This window comes from Bacillus sp. FSL R5-0585 (genome assembly GCF_038004545.1).
GTDB classification, from domain to species: Bacteria; Bacillota; Bacilli; order Bacillales; family Bacillaceae_G; genus Bacillus_A; species Bacillus_A cereus.
Window position 1 is genome coordinate 2,806,800 of the sequence record NZ_JBBORJ010000001.1, and the last position, 19,990, is coordinate 2,826,789.

Genomic DNA, 19,990 nt, shown 5'->3' on the forward strand with positions numbered 1-19,990 from the left:
ATCTCCCTCCTTTAGTTCTTTCCCCTTTAATTTAGCAATCTCTTATAGTGGACCGGAAATACCTTGTTTGCGAATCATGATGAAGTGGAAGGCCATTAAACCTAGAAGTGCTGCTGGTAAGAAGAAGACGTGAATAGCAAAGAAGCGAGTTAATGTTTGAGCGCCAACAATTTCGGAATGACCAGCGAGTAATGTTTTAATATAAGGACCAATGAGCGGTGTTTGCTCTGCAATTTGAATCCCTACTTTTGTAGCAAATAAAGCTTTCATATCCCACGGTAATAAATATCCGGTAAAACCAAGACCTAACATAACAAAGAAAATAAGAACACCAACAATCCAGTTTAACTCACGGGGCTTTTTATACGCACCTTGGAAGAAAACTCTGAGTGTATGTAAAAACATCATTACAATTACGAGACTAGCACCCCAGTGGTGCATACCACGAACAATTTGCCCATAAGCAACTTCATTTTGTAAATAGTAAACTGATTCCCAAGCATTTTTAATATCAGGCACATAATACATCGTCAAAAACATTCCAGATAAAATTTGAATTACAGTAACGAAAAAGGTAAGTCCTCCAAAGCAATAGACGAATGCAGAAAAGTGATGTGCCGGGTTTACATGTTCAGGTACTTCATGATCAGCGATATCACGCCATATTGGTGTAATATCTAATCTTTCATCCACCCAATCATAAATTTTATTTAACATCTACTTTGCACCCCCTCTTGGCTTCGCTTTTCCTAGATACAGCGTTCCATCTTTCACTTTAGACTCGTACACATCAAGCGGAGCAAGGGGTGGCGTACCTTTAATGTTAATCCCATCTTTTGTATAACGACCCCCGTGACATGGGCAAAAGAATTGATTCGGATGTGCTTTGTCCGAATTCCAGTTAACTGTACATCCTAAATGTTTACATACTGGAGAGAACGCAACAATGTCTCCGCTTTCATCTTTATGAACCCAAGCTGATTTTGGTTCTTCAGACTTGTACCAACCATCAACCTGCTTCACTTTAAAATCGAAACGCTTCGGCTCTGTTGTAATATCCTTTACTTGCGCAACAGCAACCATATCTGTTCCCGCTTCTTTTCTTAACACCGGATCAAGCGCAAATCGCGTCATCGGCATTAAAATACCGGCAGCCATAAAGCCTCCTACCCCTGTGAGTGTGTAATTTAAAAATTGTCTTCTTGACACGCGATGTTCTTTCTCGCTCACGAAAATTTCCCCCCTCTATCAGAAATTGTCCCCTCGTGATAAATTATATAAAAAATAAAAACTAGGACACTATCATGATATAATACGCTCATGCACAGGTCAATATCATACTACTCATAATAATAGGAACTTTCTGTTTATTATGAGTTTCCCCATTTCTCTTCCAGCATCACCATTATATTTTTTATATGTGCATGAATAACTTCTCTTTTTGCTTGATCACTAAATTGTTCTAATGCTAATGAAGGAAACCAAAACAAATCTCCCTGTAACTCTTGCATATCCTCTTTCCATGAAAAATCACTTGTAACATAAGCAATATGCTTAAAACCTTCACTTCGTAAATGATTTGTCCATTCTTGCAAACGACCTTTTTCATTCTTTTGACTTTCTACCAAATACGTAAATGCAGGCAGTAAAAGCACTCTTCCTTTATACTCTCTTTCCAATTCCGTGCTCAACAATTCGATAAATTCACCTTGTTCTACAACCATTTTCATTTCTTTTGCTGCCGAAATTGATAACAGCGGTATTACTCCTGTATCAACATACTCTCTTGCTTGCTCAAACTGTTCCACATCTTTTACAATCCACTTCAAATTCCTTCCCTCCTTCACTTACAAATGACAGAACTTTCACTTTATATATATTAAACCATACTAAAAGAGGTAAAAAAAGAAAAACTACCCAATATAGGTAGTTTTTCTTGATGAAAGTCTGAAATTTGTAAAAATTTATTAATCCAAATAAATTCTATAAAGTTTTTAACTCTGCCGTTAATCTATGAAACGCTTCCTTATCTTGCTTATCTAACGCTTCATCAATTTGTTTCAAAAGGCGTTCTCTCCTAAACGAAAATACACTTTCTTCTAAAAACCTTTCTGCAAGTAAACGATCTTTTTCATTTACTTCAATATGCTTTGGTAGATATGGGTTTTCTTCTAATACAGCTACATAATTCGCATTTTGAAACGATGATTTAAAGTTGAGTTGAATATAAATATCCTCATCTCGATTTAAACGAATATCATGAAACGATTTTTCAGCATCTGTTGTCATAACATTTTGTTTAAAAAAGTGAAACGGTGTGTCTTTCACACAATTCGCTGACATCACTAAGCCACGCGGACAATATTTTGCATGCTCTACGAAGTGGACTTTATGCATCAATTGGTCGTGACTCATTAAATAATTCAGAATCCATACACATTCACGCTGTTTCAGTTGGTAATTATTCAAAAACCATTTTACAAAATCCTTCTTCTCGTTTACAGAAACAGGGGTATTCATAGCAATTAAGTCCCTCCTCTGTCTTTCTCTTTTCTTTTTAGATTCAAGAAGCGGCATTCAGTTTCCTTCCAACTTATGAAAAATCCTCTAAATTATATAACAACTCTTCAATATGAATTTGTGTCGGGTCTAGTTGTAATAACTGGGTAAATACTTCTTTCGCCTCTTTTCGTTTTCCTTCTTCCAATAAGAAATAACCGTACTCTTCTAAGAAGTCTGGATGATTCTTAAAAGAAGTATATGCACTTTCATAGTGTTTTAATGCATCCGAATACATTTCTAATTGTTTTTTTGCATACGCAAGATCCCAAAGTAGTTGTGTATCTGGTTCTCCACTATCAATAGCACGCTCTACAATTGCAATTAACTCTTCATACTTTTCTTGTTCTTTTAAGATATATGCATATTTTAATGTTGCACCTAAATGCCCTGGATCTAACTCAAGCGCTTTTTGAAGAACTTCCTCTGCTTCTACTATTTTTCCTAATTTCGCCGCAATGTTCGCTAACTCTACATAAAATGGAACTGAAAGCTCATCTACTTTAATTCCTTCATGAAGCGTTTCATAGCTTTCTTGAAGCATTCCTTCTTTTTCATAGCTTTTCGCTAAATACATGTACAGTGATGCGTACTCAGGGTCTAATTCTTTTAGTTCTTGCCAAGCACCAATTGCTCTCTGATATTCTTCACCTTGGTATAATGTGAAGGCATATCCAAATAATGAGTGAATATCTTTTTGTTCCTCTAGGCCTGCTTCATAATAAGAAATCGCTTCTTCCCAGTTTCCGATCGCGCTTAACGTTTCTGCGAGGCGAAGTGCGATCACAACACCCCCCATTACTTTATGTTCCGCTAATAGCGATTCATAATAAGTAATTGCCTTTTGTTCTTCACCTTTACTACTATATAATTCTGCTAACCCAAACGTAATAACAGGTTCATCAGGCATCATTTCTTTCGCCTTTAATAGTTTTTGCTCTGCTACATCATCAAAACCTTGCATTTGGAATAAATCTGCAACAAGTAATAACGATTGAACATATAAATCGTCATTTTCTGGAATATCATGAAGCACTTCAATTGCTTCATCTTCTTTATCTAGATCAATATATAATTCTGCTAAAAATACAGTGAATTCACTTTCTTCTGGATACAGTAAACGTAAGTCTTCAGTAATTGCTAATGCCTCATCTGTAAATCCAAGTGTATGATAGTAACGAGCGATATCATACTTCTCTTCATCATTCGCAATTTTTAATTGTTCTTTTAATAATTGTAATCCTTTTTCCGCTTCACCATTTTCAATATATGAAACAGCTTGTTCAAACTTTTGCATAAACGTCTCCTTTAATTCTAAAAAATATTCTCTTCTGTTCATTTATCATAAGCAACTCACTGTTAGAACGCAACCTTTAGAATGAGCATGCTTCTTCTTATACTTCTTCTTACAGAGTATTTAACTGTTCAAAAGGTTCGGATATGACACCGATACCTTATCATCATCTTCTATTGTACCGCTTTCTTTTATGACCGTGCAAATAACTTCTCTCACTAATTATCAAGCCATACAAACCATGGTTTACAGAATAACTTAATTAGCAGTCTTCAACCTTTATTTTGAATGCGATAAAAAAGGCTCCTATAATAGGAGCCTTCACAATCTCTTAAGAATATGTTTCTTCTTTCTGTACTTGCTCATTTACAAGCTCTTTCAGTAACTCTATAATTTCATCATTTTCTTCCTTCAAACCGACAGTAATACGAATACCATCATCGATACCAAATGCAGCACCAGAACGAACGATATATCCTTTTTTCATTAATCGTTCGAAAGCTTCATTACCTGGTATACCGAGTTTTAAGAAAATGAAATTTGTTTGAGATGGATAATAGAATACGTTATATTCTTTACAAAATGCATAATACTGATTTAAACCTTCAGCATTCTTTTGCACACAATCTTGTAAAAAGGCTTGATCTTCTAATGCAGCGAGTGCTACAGATTGGGCTACAGTTGATGTATTGAATGGTAACCTAGCTACTTCTAGCTGTCCGATTAACTTCGCATCCCCAATCGCATATCCGATACGAAAAGCAGCTAAACCATATGCTTTTGAAAACGTGCGTAAAACCATAAGATTTTCATACTTTTCAAGAAGTGGTAATATTTGCGGATAGTCTTCTGCTTCCGCGTATTCATAATATGCTTCGTCCATAATAACGAGAGCCGACTTAGGAACTGATTCTAAAAATGAAAGTAATTTTTGTTTCTCAACATATGTACCTGTTGGATTATTCGGATTACAAATCCATACAATTTTCGTTTTCTCATCTACTTGCTCTAGCATTGCATCTAAATCGTGAATACCATCTTTAAGTGATACTTCACGAACTTCTGCTCCTTCAATAACAGCATGGTGATGATATTGTGAAAACGTAGGATTCGCCATTACAACGTTTGTTCCTTCATGTAGTAACGCTCGGCTAATCATTTGAATGACTTCATCTAATCCACTACCAAATAGTAGTTGTTCTGCTTTTACACCTAAATGTTCCGCTACTTTTGTCCGAAGTTCAAAGGCATATCCATCTGGATAAAGGGCATATTGGCTCGCTAAAGAAGTTAATGCTTCTGTCACACGTGCTGAGCAACCGAATGGATTTTCGTTGGATGCTAATTTCACAATTTTTGATAAACCATATTCTCTTTTTACTTCTTCAATGTTTTTCCCAGGCACATACGCTCTCAAAGTTAACAATTGCTCTTTCACTCTCATTTTTCTTCCCCCAGTCATTTCATTCATTTGATTACAATACGGTTATAGCCCCTTACTGTAATCTTTTGTCATAACCGTCACTATTACGAGAATACCTCTAAATGAGCACTTCACAGCACTTCGCTATCATTTTAAACCATATCTTTTTGAAATGCCTCTAACGCAATATGAACAGTCTCATCTGAAATAGATACGACATTCACTACCCCATATTCCTGCATAAGCACCATATGAATTGCTCCTGCATTTGCTTTCTTATCTTGTTTCATCAATTGAACGAGGCGCTCTACATTCAAATCTCTTGGCATTTTTGGATAGCCGTATTTCAAGAACCACTGCTTCATATCTTCATAAGCAAGATCAACCTTGTACACTTGCTCACTTAAAAATATGGCGAATAACATTCCAACCGCTACACCGTCACCGTGAGTAATATTTCCATACCCTAGCTCTTTTTCAAGAGCATGTCCTAACGTATGTCCAAAATTCAAATGAGCACGTACACCCTTCTCTGTTTCATCTTGTGACACAACATTTGCCTTTACAGGAATCGCCTTCGTTAATATATGGATTAACTTCTCATCGTGAAGATCCGCTAATGTTTGCACTTCTTCTTTTAACCAATGGTATAGCTCCACATCACCGATAAGAGCATGCTTTATCACCTCTGCATAACCTGAACGCCACTCTTTTTCAGGGAGAGACTGTAAAAACGGTGTATGATATACAACTGCTTCTGGCTGATGGAATGCACCAATCATATTTTTACCTAACGGATGGTTAATCGCTACTTTCCCACCCACTGCGCTATCGTGCGCTAATAAAGTTGTCGGAACCTGCACAAAGCGAATACCACGCATAAACGATGCAGCAACAAAACCAGCTAAATCTCCAATCATTCCGCCTCCAAGTGCAAGAATTAAAGAATTTCTATCTAATTTATTTTCAAGAGCTGACGTATGAGCCGCATAGAAATTTTCGAAAGACTTCTCTTTTTCGCCACTTGGTACAACAAACGAAAACACGTGCTGCTCTACTTGTAATGCATCGATAACTGTCTGTAAATGTAGTGATGCAACAGCTTCATCTGAAATGATCATTACGTTAGATACCGCTGGCTGCATATTTTGAACGATCGTTGTTAAGTTTGACAACACTTCTTTACCAACATGTACATCATATTCTTTTGATTTCGTTTGAATATGTATGTTTCCCATTAAAATCCCCTCGCATATTCATTATGTTTCTCAATATTTTCACGAATTAGTTCCATACGGTCTAATCCGAATTGTTCTATTAAAGCTGTCGCTAATTCCCAAGCCACAACCGCTTCTGCAACGACACTAGCTGCTGGCACTGCACAACTATCTGAACGTTCAATGCTCGCTGTAAAAGGCTCTTTCGTATCAATATCTACACTTTGAAGAGGTTTATAAAGTGTAGGTATCGGTTTCATCACACCACGCACAACAATTGGCATTCCAGTCGTCATACCGCCTTCTAATCCCCCTGCATTATTTGTTCTTCGTGTATATCCATGCTCCTCATTCCACAGAATTTCATCATGAACTTCACTTCCTGGTCTATGCGCTGCTTCAAAACCAATTCCAATCTCGACACCTTTAAAAGCATTAATACTCATAATTGCAGCTGCTAATTTCGCATCCAGTTTTCGATCATAATGCACGTAGCTACCTACTCCAATTGGCATCCCTTCCACAATTACTTCAACGATTCCACCAATTGAATCACCATTTGCTTTCGCATCATCAATCGCTTTCATCATTTGGTTACCAGCTTCGTCATCTAAGCAACGTACAGGAGATGCTTCGGTAATACTCTTTAATTCTTCAATTGAACTATACGTAATCTCCTTAGCTTGTACACCGCCAATTTCAATTACATGGCCCGCTACTTTAATACCAAGTTCTGCTAACACCTTTTTAGCAACCGCACCAGCAGCAACACGCACCGTCGTTTCGCGCGCTGACGAACGTTCCAGTACATTCCTCATATCTCTATGACCATATTTAATCGCACCATTTAAATCAGCATGCCCAGGCCTTGGTTTTGTCACTTTCCTTTTCATCTCTTTTTCTTCTTGCTCAGTTAAAGGCTCCGCCCCCATAATTTTTGTCCAGTGTGCAAAATCACGATTTTCAACAACAAGTGCAATAGGGGAACCTAATGTTTCTCCATGTCTAACACCACTTAAAATTTGCACTTGATCCGTTTCGATTTGCATGCGTCTACCACGCCCATATCCCTTTTGCCTTCTAGCTAACTCTTCGTTTATATCATCTGCTACTAAAGACAATCCTGCCGGAACACCTTCTATAATCGTTGTAAGTTGTGGACCATGAGATTCACCAGCTGTAATATATCGCATACGTTATTCCTCTTTTCGTATATGTATTTATCTCACTATATTAACTTTTATCATTCTAAAAATATTAAAGAAATTATATCATAAATCGACCATTTTCTTATTCTATATTTCCGATAGTCCTAATTTAAATATCAACATATCATAACAGTTCAAACTTCGTAACTAACTGAAAATAAAAAAAGTGCAAGAAGAATACCCCTATTCTCCTTGCACTTTTTACTATTATCACAGTGATTAAAGCGTTTACAAATTATTTCAAAATAATTAGTAAATCCATTCATTCATTAATTTTGAGTAGTCAACTAATTCTTCTTCTTTAAAGAAAATAGCAATCTCGCGCTCTGCGCTTTCTAAAGAATCAGAACCATGGATAATGTTTTTCGCAACAGTTACACCGAAATCTCCACGAATTGTTCCAGGAGCTGCTTCATGTGGTCTTGTTTTCCCCATCATGTTACGAGCTGTATCTACTACACCTTCACCTTGCCATACCATTGCGAATACAGGTCCAGATGTAATAAAGTCTACTAACTCACCAAAGAAAGGTTTTTCCTTATGCTCAGCGTAGTGTTGTCCAGCAATTTCTGGAGTGACTTGCATTAATTTTGCACCAACTAATTGAAAGCCTTTTTTCTCAAAACGAGCTACAATTTCCCCAATGAAGGCACGTTGTACACCGTCTGGTTTTACCATTAGAAATGTTTTTTCCATAAAAAATCTCTCCACTTCTGAATTATGTATGTAATTGTATATCCCCACACACATATTATCACCCTTATCACAATTGTGCAATAGTTTTGAAATAGAGAGATTATTTTATTTTTTAGAATAAACCTTAAAATTTTCGTTTTCCAATATACTTTGCAACATTTTGTAATGCGTACTTTGCTTTTCCACGTGGGAGTGGTTTTATTATTTCTAAAGCTTTATGTAAATAACGTTCACTAAACGCAAATGCTTGATCAATTGCTGTACTATTTTTTACAGCATCAATAATTTCTTGCATTTCACTTGCTGTTGAATTTTCATGTACAGATGTGATTTTCTGACGAAGTACGGGATCTTCCATCGCATATAAAGCAGGAAGTGTAATATTCCCTTGTAGTAAATCTCCACCAGCAGGTTTTCCAAGTTTCTCTTCTGTAGAAACGAAGTCTAAAATGTCATCAATAATTTGATAAGACATTCCTACAAAATACCCATACCAAAATAGACGATTTACCGTATCACGATTAGCACCAGCAGCAATCGCTCCCAATTGACAACTCGCGGCAATTAATAATGCTGTTTTTCGCTTTATTCTTCTTAAATACGTTCTTAAATTTTGGTCATAATTGTATTTATCTTTAATTTGTTCAATTTCACCTTTACAGACTTCTAAAATAGTATGTGATAACGCTTGATGTGCCTCTGGAATTTCGATATTGGTTATACATTCAAGAGACTTAGCGAACAGATAGTCCCCTGTATACATCGCAATACGATCTCCCCATTTCGCATTCACAGTCGCACTGCCGCGTCGTAAAAATGCAGCATCAATAACATCATCGTGAACAAGAGAAGCCATATGAATAAGTTCTAACGCAACAGCAACATGCTTAATCGCATCTAACTTATAATCTCCAAATTTCCCTGCAAGCAACACAAATACAGGACGAATTCGTTTCCCACCAGCTTCAATAAGCTGTAATGCTGCCTCTTCTACTAATGGCTGTTCAGAAGCGACTGTCTTTTTTAATTCTTTTTCTATCACATTAATATCCGATCGTAAAAAAGAGTACATAAGTTGTAACTTCATATTGTTCACCTTAACCTAAAACTTCTTTTTTCTATTTTGATTCTGGTTTAATTCCTAAATGCATTGCTGCTACCCCAAAAGTAAATGGTTTCACTTGCACACGTTCAAGTCCAGCTTGCTCAAACATTTGAGCCAATTCTTTCATCCCTGGGAACGTACTAGCAGATTCTTGAAGCCATGAATATTCTTTATAACTTTTCGCAAACATCTTTCCAAATAACGGCATGATATATTTAAAGTATAAAATATACCCTTGTCGAAAACCAATCATTGTTGGTTGAGATGTTTCTAAACAGATTACTTTTCCACCTGGTTTTACTACACGCGTCATTTCTTTTAATACGTGCATATAATCCGGTACGTTACGTAAACCAAACCCAATCGTCACATAATCAAACGTATTATCTTCAAACGGAAGTTCCATTGCATTCCCATGTAGAAGTTCTACTTGTTTTAATTGTAACGCCTCTACCTTTTGCTTACCGACAGATAACATATTTTCACTGAAGTCTAAGCCAACAACCTTTCCTTGCTCACCTACGGCTCCAGCTAGCGCAATTGTCCAATCTGCGGTTCCACAGCATACATCAAGCGCTTGACTGCCTGGTTGTACATCCATAATTCGCATCGTTTCTTTCCGCCACGCTTTATGTCTTTGAAAACTAATTACAGAATTCATCACATCGTATTTATCAGAAATCTTTTCAAATACGTCATGTACTCTTTCTTCTTTTGATTGTTGCATGCTCGTACCTTCTTCCAATGTAAAATTGCTTATGTCTTCTATTTATTCCTTAACACAGAATTTATTTCATTTATGTCTGTGTGATTTTCTAAAAATTGTTTTTCTTTCTTTCTCAATTCCTTCATCCAACCATTAATCACTACTTCTGCTTTATCCCCTAAAGCATCTTGCATAGCTTGAAAAACAGGTGCATGTTGCTTATCAGCATACAATTGAATTTCTTTTTGAAGGCGATTTCCACCTAATACGTATGTGATAAATGGCTTCCAATGTGATAACTGAAAATGATCACATGTTTTTTGAAGGAGCGCAGACTCAATCGTTACTATGCTTTTCATTATGTCATCCGTCGTTTCATGCGCTTTTTGGTATAACATAATTTTGTGTTCATTTATCTCTTTAATTCCTTCAGCAAGTGCACGAATTAAAACAATATCACGATTCATAGACAATAAATAATAATATAGTCCACTATAGTAATCGCCTGCAAGTACTGTTAATTGACGACATTTATGGAATTCAATCTCTTCCTCGCCTGCTTTATTTGATACCCTTTCATGCGTATCAAGCGCAATTTGTACAAGCATAATTGTTACTACGTAATGCTCAATTTGTTCTATATGTAAGTTTGCACTCTTTAAAGCACCATATAACAATGCTATCTTTTCTTCATCAATAAATGGTTCTTCAATATAGTTTATAAAATAAGGATGGCGTAATTTCTCCATCAATTTTTCTTTTATACCCGCATACCCTCCGTAGATGTCACACACAAAAAATCACCCTTGTTTTCTAATTCATAAAACTTATTATAACACATACACTCTATTTTCTATAACCAAAACTTGGCTACACCTACCATTCATGTAAGCAATCTTTCTAATCTCACTCTGTCTAGTTAAAACTATATCATTTATTTACTAAAAAAAAAAAGAAAAGCAGTTTCCCGCTTTTCTTTACTTCGTTTTAATAAACGATAAAATTTCACTGCGCGCTGCAGCATCATTTTCAAGCACACCACGCACTGCTGTCGTTACTGTTTTCGCACCTGGTTTTTTCACACCACGCATCGTCATACACATATGTTCTGCTTCTACTACTACCATTACACCATGAGGCTCTAGTACTTCCATAATAGAGTTCGCTACTGTTGATGTAATACGTTCTTGCAGTTGTGGGCGACGTGCAATTGTATCTACGGTACGAGCTAATTTACTTAACCCTGTTACCTTTCCACCTTGCGGAATATATGCAACGTGAGCAACTCCATAGAATGGTACTAAATGATGCTCACACATCGAATAAAATGGTATATCTTTTACTAGTACAAGCTCTTCGTGATCTTCTCCGAATACTTTATGCAAATGCTCTTTCGGATCTTCATGCATACCTGAGAACACTTCTGCGTACATTTTTGCAACACGCTTTGGTGTATCAAGTACTCCCTCACGATTTGGGTCATCCCCAATCGCCTCTAAAATAAGGCGTACTGCATGTTCAATTTGTTCTAAATTAACTTTTGCCATCCGCTAGCCCTCCCGAAAACCTAAAAGTGATACGAACACATTCTAGCATATTTATGTTTTTAAAAGCAAAAAGAAGAGTTCCCAAAAAGGAAACTCTTCTTCCCTGTTAATATGTAAGGATTATTTAACCGCATCTTTTAACGCTTTACCAGGTTTGAATGCAGGTACTTTACTTGCAGCGATTTCAATCTCCTCACCTGTTTGTGGGTTACGACCTTTACGAGCCGCACGCTCACGAACTTCGAAGTTACCGAATCCGATCAGTTGTACTTTATCACCTTGTTTTAAAGCTTCTAAGATAGAATCAAAAACAGCGTCTACTGCTTTTGTTGCGTCCTTTTTAGAAAGGGAACTTGCTTCTGCAACAGCATTGATTAAATCTGTCTTGTTCATGCCATTCACCTCCTCCCAAAGATAAGACTGTATAATGATCATAAAATGAGTCTTACTTTCATTTGTAGGCAATTTTTGCAAATTCTATACTACAAAGATGTAGATAAATCATTATCAACGCCTATATTATACGATTCTCCTTTATAATTCAATATTTTTAAGGAAATTGTTACTCTTAAAATGTGAAAATCTGATGAAACTTGACAATTTACAACAATGTATTAGATAATGACTGTTTATTTTTCTATTTTATAATCAAAAAAAACAAAAAATCCCTCTACAATGAGAGGGATTTTTTCTTATAGTATAATCGCAATTAATCCGCCAGATCCTTCATTAATAATTCTTTCTAGCGTTTCTTTTAATTTATATCTAGCATTTTCTGGCATTAAAGATAATTTCGCCTGAATTCCTTCTCGAACAATCGAGCTAAGTGAACGTCCAAATATATCAGAATTCCAAATTGATAACGGGTCATCTTCAAAATCTTGCATTAAATAACGAACCAATTCTTCACTTTGCTTTTCAGTACCAATAATCGGCTCAAACGTTGACTCTACATCTACTTTAATCATATGAATAGATGGCGCTACCGCTTTTAACTTCACACCAAACCTTGAACCGTGACGAATAATTTCTGGCTCATCTAAGCTCATATCCGCTAATGCAGGTGCTGCTACACCATATCCTGTTTGCTTAACCATACGCAGTGCATCCGCCACTTGATCGTACTCTATTTTTGCATGAGATAAATCGAGCATAAGCTTTAATAAATGATCTTTCCCTCGAATTTCTACTCCTACTACTTCTTTTAAAATCTGATCATATAATTCATCTGGCGCATATAAATCAATCTCCGCCACACCTTGCCCCATATCAATGCCAGCTAGGCTCGCTCGATCAATAAATTCATATTGACTAAACTGCCAAACAACGCGATCCACATCACGAAGACGTTTTATATCCTTCACAGTTTCTTGAACTGCTTCTTGATAACTTTGACGCAACCAATGCCCTTCATTTAGCACCATTACCCAACTCGGAAGGTTCACATTCACTTCTAATACAGGGAATTCAAATAGCGCTTCACGAAGTACATTATATACATCTGTTTCTCTTAAACTCTCCACACTCATTGCAATAACCGGGATATCATATTCTTCTGATAAACTTTGGCGTAATTGCTCTGTATCTGGATGATACGGCTGTACCGTATTAATTATCATAATGAAAGGTTTTCCTACTTCTTTCAACTCATTTACAACGCGTTCTTCTGCCTCTATATAATCTCTTCTTGGAATTTCACCAATTGTTCCATCTGTTGTAATTACAACACCAATTGTTGAATGTTCTTGAATTACTTTACGCGTGCCGATTTCTGCAGCTTCATGGAATGGAATAGGTTCTTCATACCAAGGGGTATTAATCATACGCGGGCCATTCTCATCTTCATAGCCCTTCGCTCCAGGAACCGTATATCCAACACAATCTACTAATCGAATATTCACTTCAAGTCCTTCATCTACTTCGATAGAAACCGCTTGGTTTGGAACAAACTTCGGTTCCGTCGTCATAATTGTACGACCAGCAGCACTTTGAGGCAATTCATCCTGCGCTCTTTGACGGTCAGACTCATTCTCAATATTTGGAATAACTACAAGTTCCATAAATTTTTTAATGAATGTTGATTTCCCTGTTCGAACAGCTCCTACAACTCCAAAATAAATATCACCGCCTGTTCGTTCTGCAATATCTTTAAAAATATCTACCTTTTCCAAGTGATTCCCTCCCTCAAAATTTTTGGGAATAATTCCGCGTTTATAGTCAACTAATACCTTCTCTAACGTTGCCTATAATATCTGATATAATATAATGGTATTCTAGAAGTTCGGACAATATATCATATAATTTTGTCCAATTTCATATGACTATTAAAAAATATCTTTTGTTTGCATCGTAAGTTGTATAACATAAAAAACCTTTCTTCTAGAACTTATTCACTAAAAGAAAGGTTCATGACTTATCATTTTAAAAAAATTGGTTCTCCGTCCTTTACTGTGTATGGTAAAGAATAAGCTGGTACAAACGGGGAACCTTTCGAAAGTATATTTCGAATATCTTCTCCCTCTGTAAACTGCCCTTCATTTTTTTTCAAAGCGTCATATAAGTCGATTCTATAATCAACAAAAACTTCTCCTTTTTCATTAATTACAAAAGGAAGCCCTTTACCAGAATATGGACTTGTCACTTGTGGCACGTCTTTATATCCTAGTTTTTTGAAATCCAATTCATATACACCATCTGAAATTACTTTTTTAAAAGGTGGATATTGATGTTCATCACGATACATCCTAAGCTTTAAAGATAGTTCCTGAATTTGTTCAGCCATCCTAACATCAATTAACTTTACTGTCGGATTTGTTTCAACGTCTATTAATACGTATTGATATACTCCTCCACTTTCATACGCATTCCCTGGCGCTTCTTGTATGTAACGCGGGGCAATCTGTTGAAAATCGATTGGATACTTTTGATAAATAGGTGTACTCATATCCCTCGTCTTAATTGGCAATATCCCATCATTTTGCTCCTTAAATGTCACAACAGCTTTTTGAACAACCTGTAGCTGATCTTCATAAGGAACCGCATTTTGCTTCATATTTTCTTTCGGATACAGACACCCCGTTAAAAGGCTCATACAACAAAATATTAAAATAATATGGAATTTTTTCACTACCATCACCTTTTCATACTAATCTAATTTGCTCCGTATGTAGTATTTTCGAGACCATTCCATTTACTGCTGTACAGGTCCACTAAATACAACAAGAAAAATAACAATTCCTGACACAATCATGAGGGTGTACGCTACTAACGCTGTAATCCCTTTCAAAAATTTATTCTTTATTCTATGTCTACTTAATAAAATAAAACTTACTGCAAAAAACATAAATCCAATTGCCCCTAAAGCCAACCACATTTTCATAAGCCCTTCTGACATATACACACCCCTTTTTATTAATCTATTTTTATACTATTTTAACAAATTAAAATCTTTAAACAAATACAAAAAGAACATTTTACTACAAATCGCGAGTATGTAACTTTAATCAATAGGTTTTCCAGCATTTCTCACCAATCTAGGCAAAAATAAAACCGAAGCGATTGTATCTCTCGCTTCGGTTGACCAAATATGCCCAAAAACAGCTCTATTCCCATTCTTTCATGGCTATCATATGCAATCTCCAAACTCTTTGTTTCTCATAATTTATTTTTTAAACATTTTGCTTAACGAGCCAAAATCTGTTGGCATATTATTATTAATAATCGCTTTTACAATTTGATCCTCTTGCTCTTTCGGCACTTCACGTCCCGCCATAAGAGCCACTTGATGAATTAATTGACGAAGTACAGTTTCATCACGTAAATTCGCATTTTGCACGGATGATGCTAATTTAAAAATATCCTCTTTATTTACTTTCGCTTCCTTCTCAATATTATTAAAAATATTATTATCCATTCTTTTCACCCTCTCCTCAAGTTACTCTTCATCCTATGCAAAAATGAAAAAATGGTGAAAATACCCAAAAAATAAAAAAGCGACAGAAGTACAAATGTACTTCTGTCGCTTTTCTTTACAGTAAATCAGGTATAGCTTCCACTTCATGTTTTCGAACACGTCCCATCAATGAGCCTACTGCATCTTTTACGTTATTCCCATTGAACAGCACGTCATATAAAGCAGCTGTAATCGGCATTTCAACTTCCATTTTCTCTGCCAATTCATGAGCAGCTTTCGTTGTTCTTACACCTTCCACAACCATACCCATGCTTTCTAACACTTCTTCTAAAGAGTGTCCTTTTCCAAGCATATTTCCAGCACGCCAATTTCGGCTATGAACACTTGTACAAGTTACAATTAAGTCTCCCATACCAGTTAGACCAGCAAACGTTAACGGATTCCCGCCCATTTTTCTTCCTAAACGAGCAATCTCTGTTAAACCACGTGTCATCAATGCCGCCTTTGCATTATCACCTAATCCAAGACCATCAGTTATACCAGCAGCTAATGCGATAATATTTTTTAACGCACCACCAAGTTCAACTCCAACGATATCTGGATTTGTGTATACACGAAAATAACTATTCATAAATAAATCTTGTACTTCCTCAGCCGCTTCCATACGCTTTGCTGCAGACGTAACTGTTGTCGCTTGTCGTAAACCGACTTCTTCAGCATGACTCGGTCCAGACAGTACAACAACATCTTTAATTAAGTGCTCTGGAATTTCTTCCTCAATCACTTCCGAAATACGTTTTGACGTACCAGGTTCAATTCCTTTGCTCGCATGAATCCAAGTAATTGGTTCAGTAACAATTTCTTTCATCTCTTGTAATACATCTCTGTACGCTTTCGTTGGTACTACTAGCAGTACTGTATTTACATCTACTAATGCTTCTTCTAAAGAAGAGTAGGCTACGATTGTGCTTGGCAATGTAATGCCTGGGAGATATCGACTATTCTCATGTTTCGTATTAATTTCATCCATAAGTTCTGGGCGATTTCCCCAAATACGTACATCATGTCCATTGTCAGCTAATACCATCGCTAACGCTGTTCCCCAGCTACCTGCTCCTACTACTGTGATTTTTGTCATAAAATCACATCCTCTCCATTAGTCTCTTGCTCTAGCGATAATGTGAATCGGCGTTCCTACGAAGCCAAATGATTCACGTAAGCGATTCTTTAAGAAACGCTCATATGAGAAGTGCAATAATTCTGGATCGTTTACAAACACAACAAATGTCGGTGGTTTTACCGCAACTTGTGTTGCATAGAAAATTTTCAGACGGCTACCATTATGAGTTGGCGTCGGATTCATCGCTACCGCATCCATAATTACATCGTTTAATACGTTCGTTTGAATACGAATACTATGACTTTCATTTACCTCATCGATAACCGGTATTAATGTTTGTGTACGTTTTCTCGTTTTTGCAGATAAGAAAACAATTGGTGCGTATTCTAAGAATTGGAAATGAGCACGGATATTTTCTTCAAATGCTTTCATTGTTTTTTCGTCTTTTTTCACTGCATCCCATTTATTTACAACGATAACAACAGCTCGCCCTGAATCATGAGCATATCCAGCGATTTTTTTATCTTGCTCAATAATTCCTTCTTCACCATCTAAAACGACTAAAACAACGTCAGAACGTTCAATCGCTCTTAGCGCACGAAGTACACTATATTTTTCTGTACTTTCATACACTTTTCCTTTTTTACGCATACCAGCTGTATCAATAATTACATAATCTTTTCCATCTTTACTATATGGTGTATCGACAGCATCACGAGTTGTTCCTGCTACATTACTAACAATTACACGCTCTTGACCAAGAAGAGCATTTACAAGTGATGATTTCCCTACGTTTGGACGTCCAATTAAAGAGAAACGAATTGTGTCTTCATCATATCCATCTTCTTCAATCTTTGGAAAATGTTGTGCAACTTCGTCTAGTAAGTCACCTAACCCTAATCCGTGTGTACCTGAAATTGGGAATGGTTCGCCAAATCCTAATGCATAAAAGTCATAAATGTCACTGCGCATTTCCGGATTGTCCACTTTATTTACTGCAAGTACAACCGGTTTATTTGAACGATATAAAATTTTTGCAACTTCTTCATCAGCTGCTGTTACACCGTCACGACCGTTTGTCATAAAAATGATAACATCCGCTTCATCAATTGCTACTTCAGCTTGTTGACGAATTTGTGTCAAAAACGGCTCGTCTCCAATATCAATTCCGCCCGTATCAATAATGTTAAATTCATGATTTAACCATTCTCCAGCGCTATAAATACGATCGCGCGTTACACCTGGAATATCTTCTACGATTGAAACTCTTTCTCCAACAATTCTATTGAAAATAGTAGATTTCCCTACGTTCGGGCGACCTACTATCGCTATTACTGGTTTCGGCATATACTTTCATCCTTTCAACTTGCTTCTGTTTATTATGTAAAAAACCCTTCTTTGTGCAAGAAGGGATTTGCATTCCAGAATATTTCTCAACGTATCAAAACACCTCACATTATAACACACGTTGCTAATGTTTCACAATAATATATACATTCTCTTGTAAGCGATGTGCAATACCATCTAAAATTGCTTCTAAATTATTTGCAACAAATTCTAGTTCCTCCGTCGATTCGCAAACGAATAAAGGAGCACCACCTGCAAATTTTTCTGGAGTCGTTGTTATAACTGCCAGAATAACACTTTCTAACATCATCTCTTATCTCCCCTTCCTTTTGGGGCTTCCGATGACATATGGACAGCACTTTCTAACGTTGGTACATTTCCTATGACACCTATCGCTTTCTCTGCATCTTGATCTTGCGGCAGGACAAAAATCCCAACCCTGCCATCCTCTAAATCACGCTTTGCTAACGGTACAAGCGCTGGTGTACCAGAATCTCTATAAATCCCTAACGCTACTGAAACATCGTGTAAAATAGCTTGTCGTTGCCCTAAATTTGAGATTGTAACCATCGCATCAATTGATTTCGGCTTTAAAATAAAACCCATACCATATTTCATAATTTCTTCTTGTCTTGCTGGCAATCCAATATTCATAATGTAAATATTGTCAATATAAAGCCCTGCTCCTTCAAAACGAAGCGGAACGTGCTCAATTTCAACAAGATCATGTAGCCTTTTACCAGACATTAATTTTTTCGCGATAAAAAATGCGATTATAGCCATAATTACTCCTGCAATCCATGAACGGAATCCTATATACGCAAACGTCGTTGCAAACGACGTTAACATTGCCAAATAGTTGCGACTTTCAAAAACCAATGCAATTCCTTCAATGTATGTATTTCCACGCGGTACGAGCTCATACCCATCTAATTGTTGAAGCGTATTTCTTTCCATATTACGTACATCACGAAATTGTGTCGCTGCTAATGTAAGAAATGTAATGGCAGAAAAATCTTTTTTCAAAATAGACGGGATTGCAATCGCTCCTAAAGCAGCTGCAATTAACCCCATTGCAATATGTATAATTTTCCCATGTAGCCTCGTCGGATATTGCCGCGTATCCGTCCGAAGCATTAGCACCCTTGTAACTGTCCCCGCTATTACGCCGCATAAAATGGCTGGTGTATATTCAGTCATGTATTACCCTCGCCTTTCTTTTACGTGTTTTTCTCTTAAACCGTTCCATGTATACTGATGCTTTTGCAATCCAAAACAATATTGCCATGAATAATGTAGAAATGGCGACGATATCAAAAAATGCTAAACTACCGTAATCATATGGAAAATTCAATTTCCTAAAAATAAATGTCACTAGCAGCTCTCCTTGTAACATCCCTACACATAGAGAACATAATCGTAATATGCGATCCCCATGCAATAACACCGATGCATACACAAGAGCACTACTTAGCAGAAACACTCTATCCACCACAATCCAAATCGGATCATATATTTCTAACAGATGAAAACTTGTATATAACATTGCAATAATAAGTGCCGAAAGTAAGATATACAATTTTTCCCAGACAGAATATAGCGTGATCCCTATAAAAGAAATAATACAAAGTAAAAGAGCATTTACTGATACCACGAATGAGGCAATCGTTACATGTAACGGAGAGCAAATTATAAAAATCAGTATACAAGCGCCTAACTTCCACCGGACAGGGTCCTTTTTCATAAAAAAGGTTACAATGATCCACCCTATCCAAGCTACAAAATAAAAAGTACTTCCATCCATCAACTTCACCTCCTATGTTTTCCATTATGGGAACTTTTTATGAAAGTTAAT

Annotated in this window: 23 protein-coding genes; all 23 read right to left on the bottom strand. The window is 36.5% G+C overall.

Annotated elements, in window-relative coordinates:
* Positions 1–42 precede the first annotated feature (42 nt).
* The 23 genes from qcrB to MKY38_RS14465 all read right to left on the bottom strand — a co-directional run bounded on the left by qcrB (position 43) and on the right by MKY38_RS14465 (position 19,939).
* Positions 43–717, bottom strand: coding sequence for a menaquinol-cytochrome c reductase cytochrome b subunit (qcrB, locus tag MKY38_RS14355; RefSeq protein WP_000932700.1), 675 nt, complete (start codon positions 715–717; stop codon positions 43–45).
* Complete coding sequence (qcrA, locus tag MKY38_RS14360; RefSeq protein ID WP_001290418.1) at positions 718–1,230, bottom strand: menaquinol-cytochrome c reductase iron-sulfur subunit; 513 nt, start codon at positions 1,228–1,230, stop codon at positions 718–720.
* Positions 1,231–1,370: 140 nt separating this feature from the next.
* Positions 1,371–1,829, bottom strand: coding sequence for a YpiF family protein (locus MKY38_RS14365; protein ID WP_000871313.1), 459 nt, complete (start codon positions 1,827–1,829; stop codon positions 1,371–1,373).
* A gap of 154 nt (positions 1,830–1,983) precedes the next feature.
* Positions 1,984–2,520: a ReoY family proteolytic degradation factor gene (locus MKY38_RS14370; RefSeq protein ID WP_001095925.1), complete on the bottom strand. Its 537-nt coding sequence runs from the start codon at positions 2,518–2,520 to the stop codon at positions 1,984–1,986.
* 73 nt (positions 2,521–2,593) lie between these two features.
* Complete coding sequence (locus tag MKY38_RS14375) at positions 2,594–3,856, bottom strand: tetratricopeptide repeat protein (RefSeq protein ID WP_001168671.1); 1,263 nt, start codon at positions 3,854–3,856, stop codon at positions 2,594–2,596.
* A 328-nt stretch (positions 3,857–4,184) separates the two neighbouring features.
* Entirely contained in the window at positions 4,185–5,297 is a 1,113-nt protein-coding gene (gene hisC, locus MKY38_RS14380; protein WP_065223975.1) for a histidinol-phosphate transaminase, read from the bottom strand.
* A 131-nt stretch (positions 5,298–5,428) separates the two neighbouring features.
* Positions 5,429–6,514, bottom strand: coding sequence for a 3-dehydroquinate synthase (gene aroB / locus MKY38_RS14385; protein WP_000526820.1), 1,086 nt, complete (start codon positions 6,512–6,514; stop codon positions 5,429–5,431).
* Entirely contained in the window at positions 6,514–7,686 is a 1,173-nt protein-coding gene (gene aroC, locus MKY38_RS14390; protein WP_001269384.1) for a chorismate synthase, read from the bottom strand. Before aroC ends, aroB begins: the two co-directional genes overlap by 1 nt.
* Positions 7,687–7,950: 264 nt before the next feature.
* On the bottom strand, positions 7,951–8,397 hold the full coding sequence (gene ndk / locus MKY38_RS14395) for a nucleoside-diphosphate kinase (protein ID WP_000415883.1): 447 nt from the start codon (positions 8,395–8,397) through the stop codon (positions 7,951–7,953).
* 124 nt (positions 8,398–8,521) lie between these two features.
* Positions 8,522–9,484 (bottom strand): heptaprenyl diphosphate synthase component II, encoded by a 963-nt coding sequence (gene hepT / locus MKY38_RS14400; protein ID WP_000776077.1) that lies wholly within the window; start codon positions 9,482–9,484, stop codon positions 8,522–8,524.
* A 31-nt stretch (positions 9,485–9,515) separates the two neighbouring features.
* Complete coding sequence (gene menG, locus MKY38_RS14405) at positions 9,516–10,229, bottom strand: 2-heptaprenyl-1,4-naphthoquinone methyltransferase (RefSeq protein ID WP_001187674.1); 714 nt, start codon at positions 10,227–10,229, stop codon at positions 9,516–9,518.
* Between the two features lie 38 nt (positions 10,230–10,267).
* Positions 10,268–11,002, bottom strand: a complete 735-nt coding sequence (locus MKY38_RS14410; protein WP_065223974.1) for a heptaprenyl diphosphate synthase component 1 — start codon at positions 11,000–11,002, stop codon at positions 10,268–10,270.
* 183 nt (positions 11,003–11,185) lie between these two features.
* Complete coding sequence (gene folE, locus MKY38_RS14415) at positions 11,186–11,755, bottom strand: GTP cyclohydrolase I FolE (protein ID WP_001151482.1); 570 nt, start codon at positions 11,753–11,755, stop codon at positions 11,186–11,188.
* A gap of 120 nt (positions 11,756–11,875) precedes the next feature.
* Complete coding sequence (locus MKY38_RS14420) at positions 11,876–12,148, bottom strand: HU family DNA-binding protein (RefSeq protein ID WP_001043860.1); 273 nt, start codon at positions 12,146–12,148, stop codon at positions 11,876–11,878.
* Between the two features lie 299 nt (positions 12,149–12,447).
* Entirely contained in the window at positions 12,448–13,926 is a 1,479-nt protein-coding gene (spoIVA, locus tag MKY38_RS14425; RefSeq protein ID WP_000416519.1) for a stage IV sporulation protein A, read from the bottom strand.
* A 245-nt stretch (positions 13,927–14,171) separates the two neighbouring features.
* On the bottom strand, positions 14,172–14,882 hold the full coding sequence (locus MKY38_RS14430) for a hypothetical protein (RefSeq protein ID WP_000713407.1): 711 nt from the start codon (positions 14,880–14,882) through the stop codon (positions 14,172–14,174).
* 63 nt (positions 14,883–14,945) lie between these two features.
* Positions 14,946–15,149 carry a DUF2768 domain-containing protein gene (locus tag MKY38_RS14435; protein ID WP_001289008.1) on the bottom strand — a complete coding sequence of 68 codons (204 nt, stop codon included), beginning with the start codon at positions 15,147–15,149 and terminating at the stop codon, positions 14,946–14,948.
* Positions 15,150–15,416: 267 nt separating this feature from the next.
* Positions 15,417–15,668 carry a stage VI sporulation protein F gene (locus MKY38_RS14440; protein ID WP_000369754.1) on the bottom strand — a complete coding sequence of 84 codons (252 nt, stop codon included), beginning with the start codon at positions 15,666–15,668 and terminating at the stop codon, positions 15,417–15,419.
* 115 nt (positions 15,669–15,783) lie between these two features.
* The gene (locus tag MKY38_RS14445) at positions 15,784–16,806 is read right to left on the bottom strand and encodes an NAD(P)H-dependent glycerol-3-phosphate dehydrogenase (protein ID WP_000161763.1); all 1,023 of its coding nucleotides are present in this window, start codon (positions 16,804–16,806) and stop codon (positions 15,784–15,786) included.
* An 18-nt stretch (positions 16,807–16,824) separates the two neighbouring features.
* Positions 16,825–18,135 (bottom strand): ribosome biogenesis GTPase Der, encoded by a 1,311-nt coding sequence (gene der / locus MKY38_RS14450; protein WP_114555623.1) that lies wholly within the window; start codon positions 18,133–18,135, stop codon positions 16,825–16,827.
* Positions 18,136–18,259: 124 nt separating this feature from the next.
* On the bottom strand, positions 18,260–18,445 hold the full coding sequence (locus tag MKY38_RS14455; protein ID WP_000979059.1) for a capping complex subunit for YIEGIA: 186 nt from the start codon (positions 18,443–18,445) through the stop codon (positions 18,260–18,262).
* The gene (locus MKY38_RS14460; protein ID WP_000141596.1) at positions 18,442–19,335 is read right to left on the bottom strand and encodes a YIEGIA family protein; all 894 of its coding nucleotides are present in this window, start codon (positions 19,333–19,335) and stop codon (positions 18,442–18,444) included. Before MKY38_RS14460 ends, MKY38_RS14455 begins: the two co-directional genes overlap by 4 nt.
* Complete coding sequence (locus MKY38_RS14465) at positions 19,328–19,939, bottom strand: YphA family membrane protein (protein ID WP_114555624.1); 612 nt, start codon at positions 19,937–19,939, stop codon at positions 19,328–19,330. The genes MKY38_RS14460 and MKY38_RS14465 overlap by 8 nt, the downstream gene beginning before the upstream one ends.
* Positions 19,940–19,990: the final 51 nt, after the last annotated feature.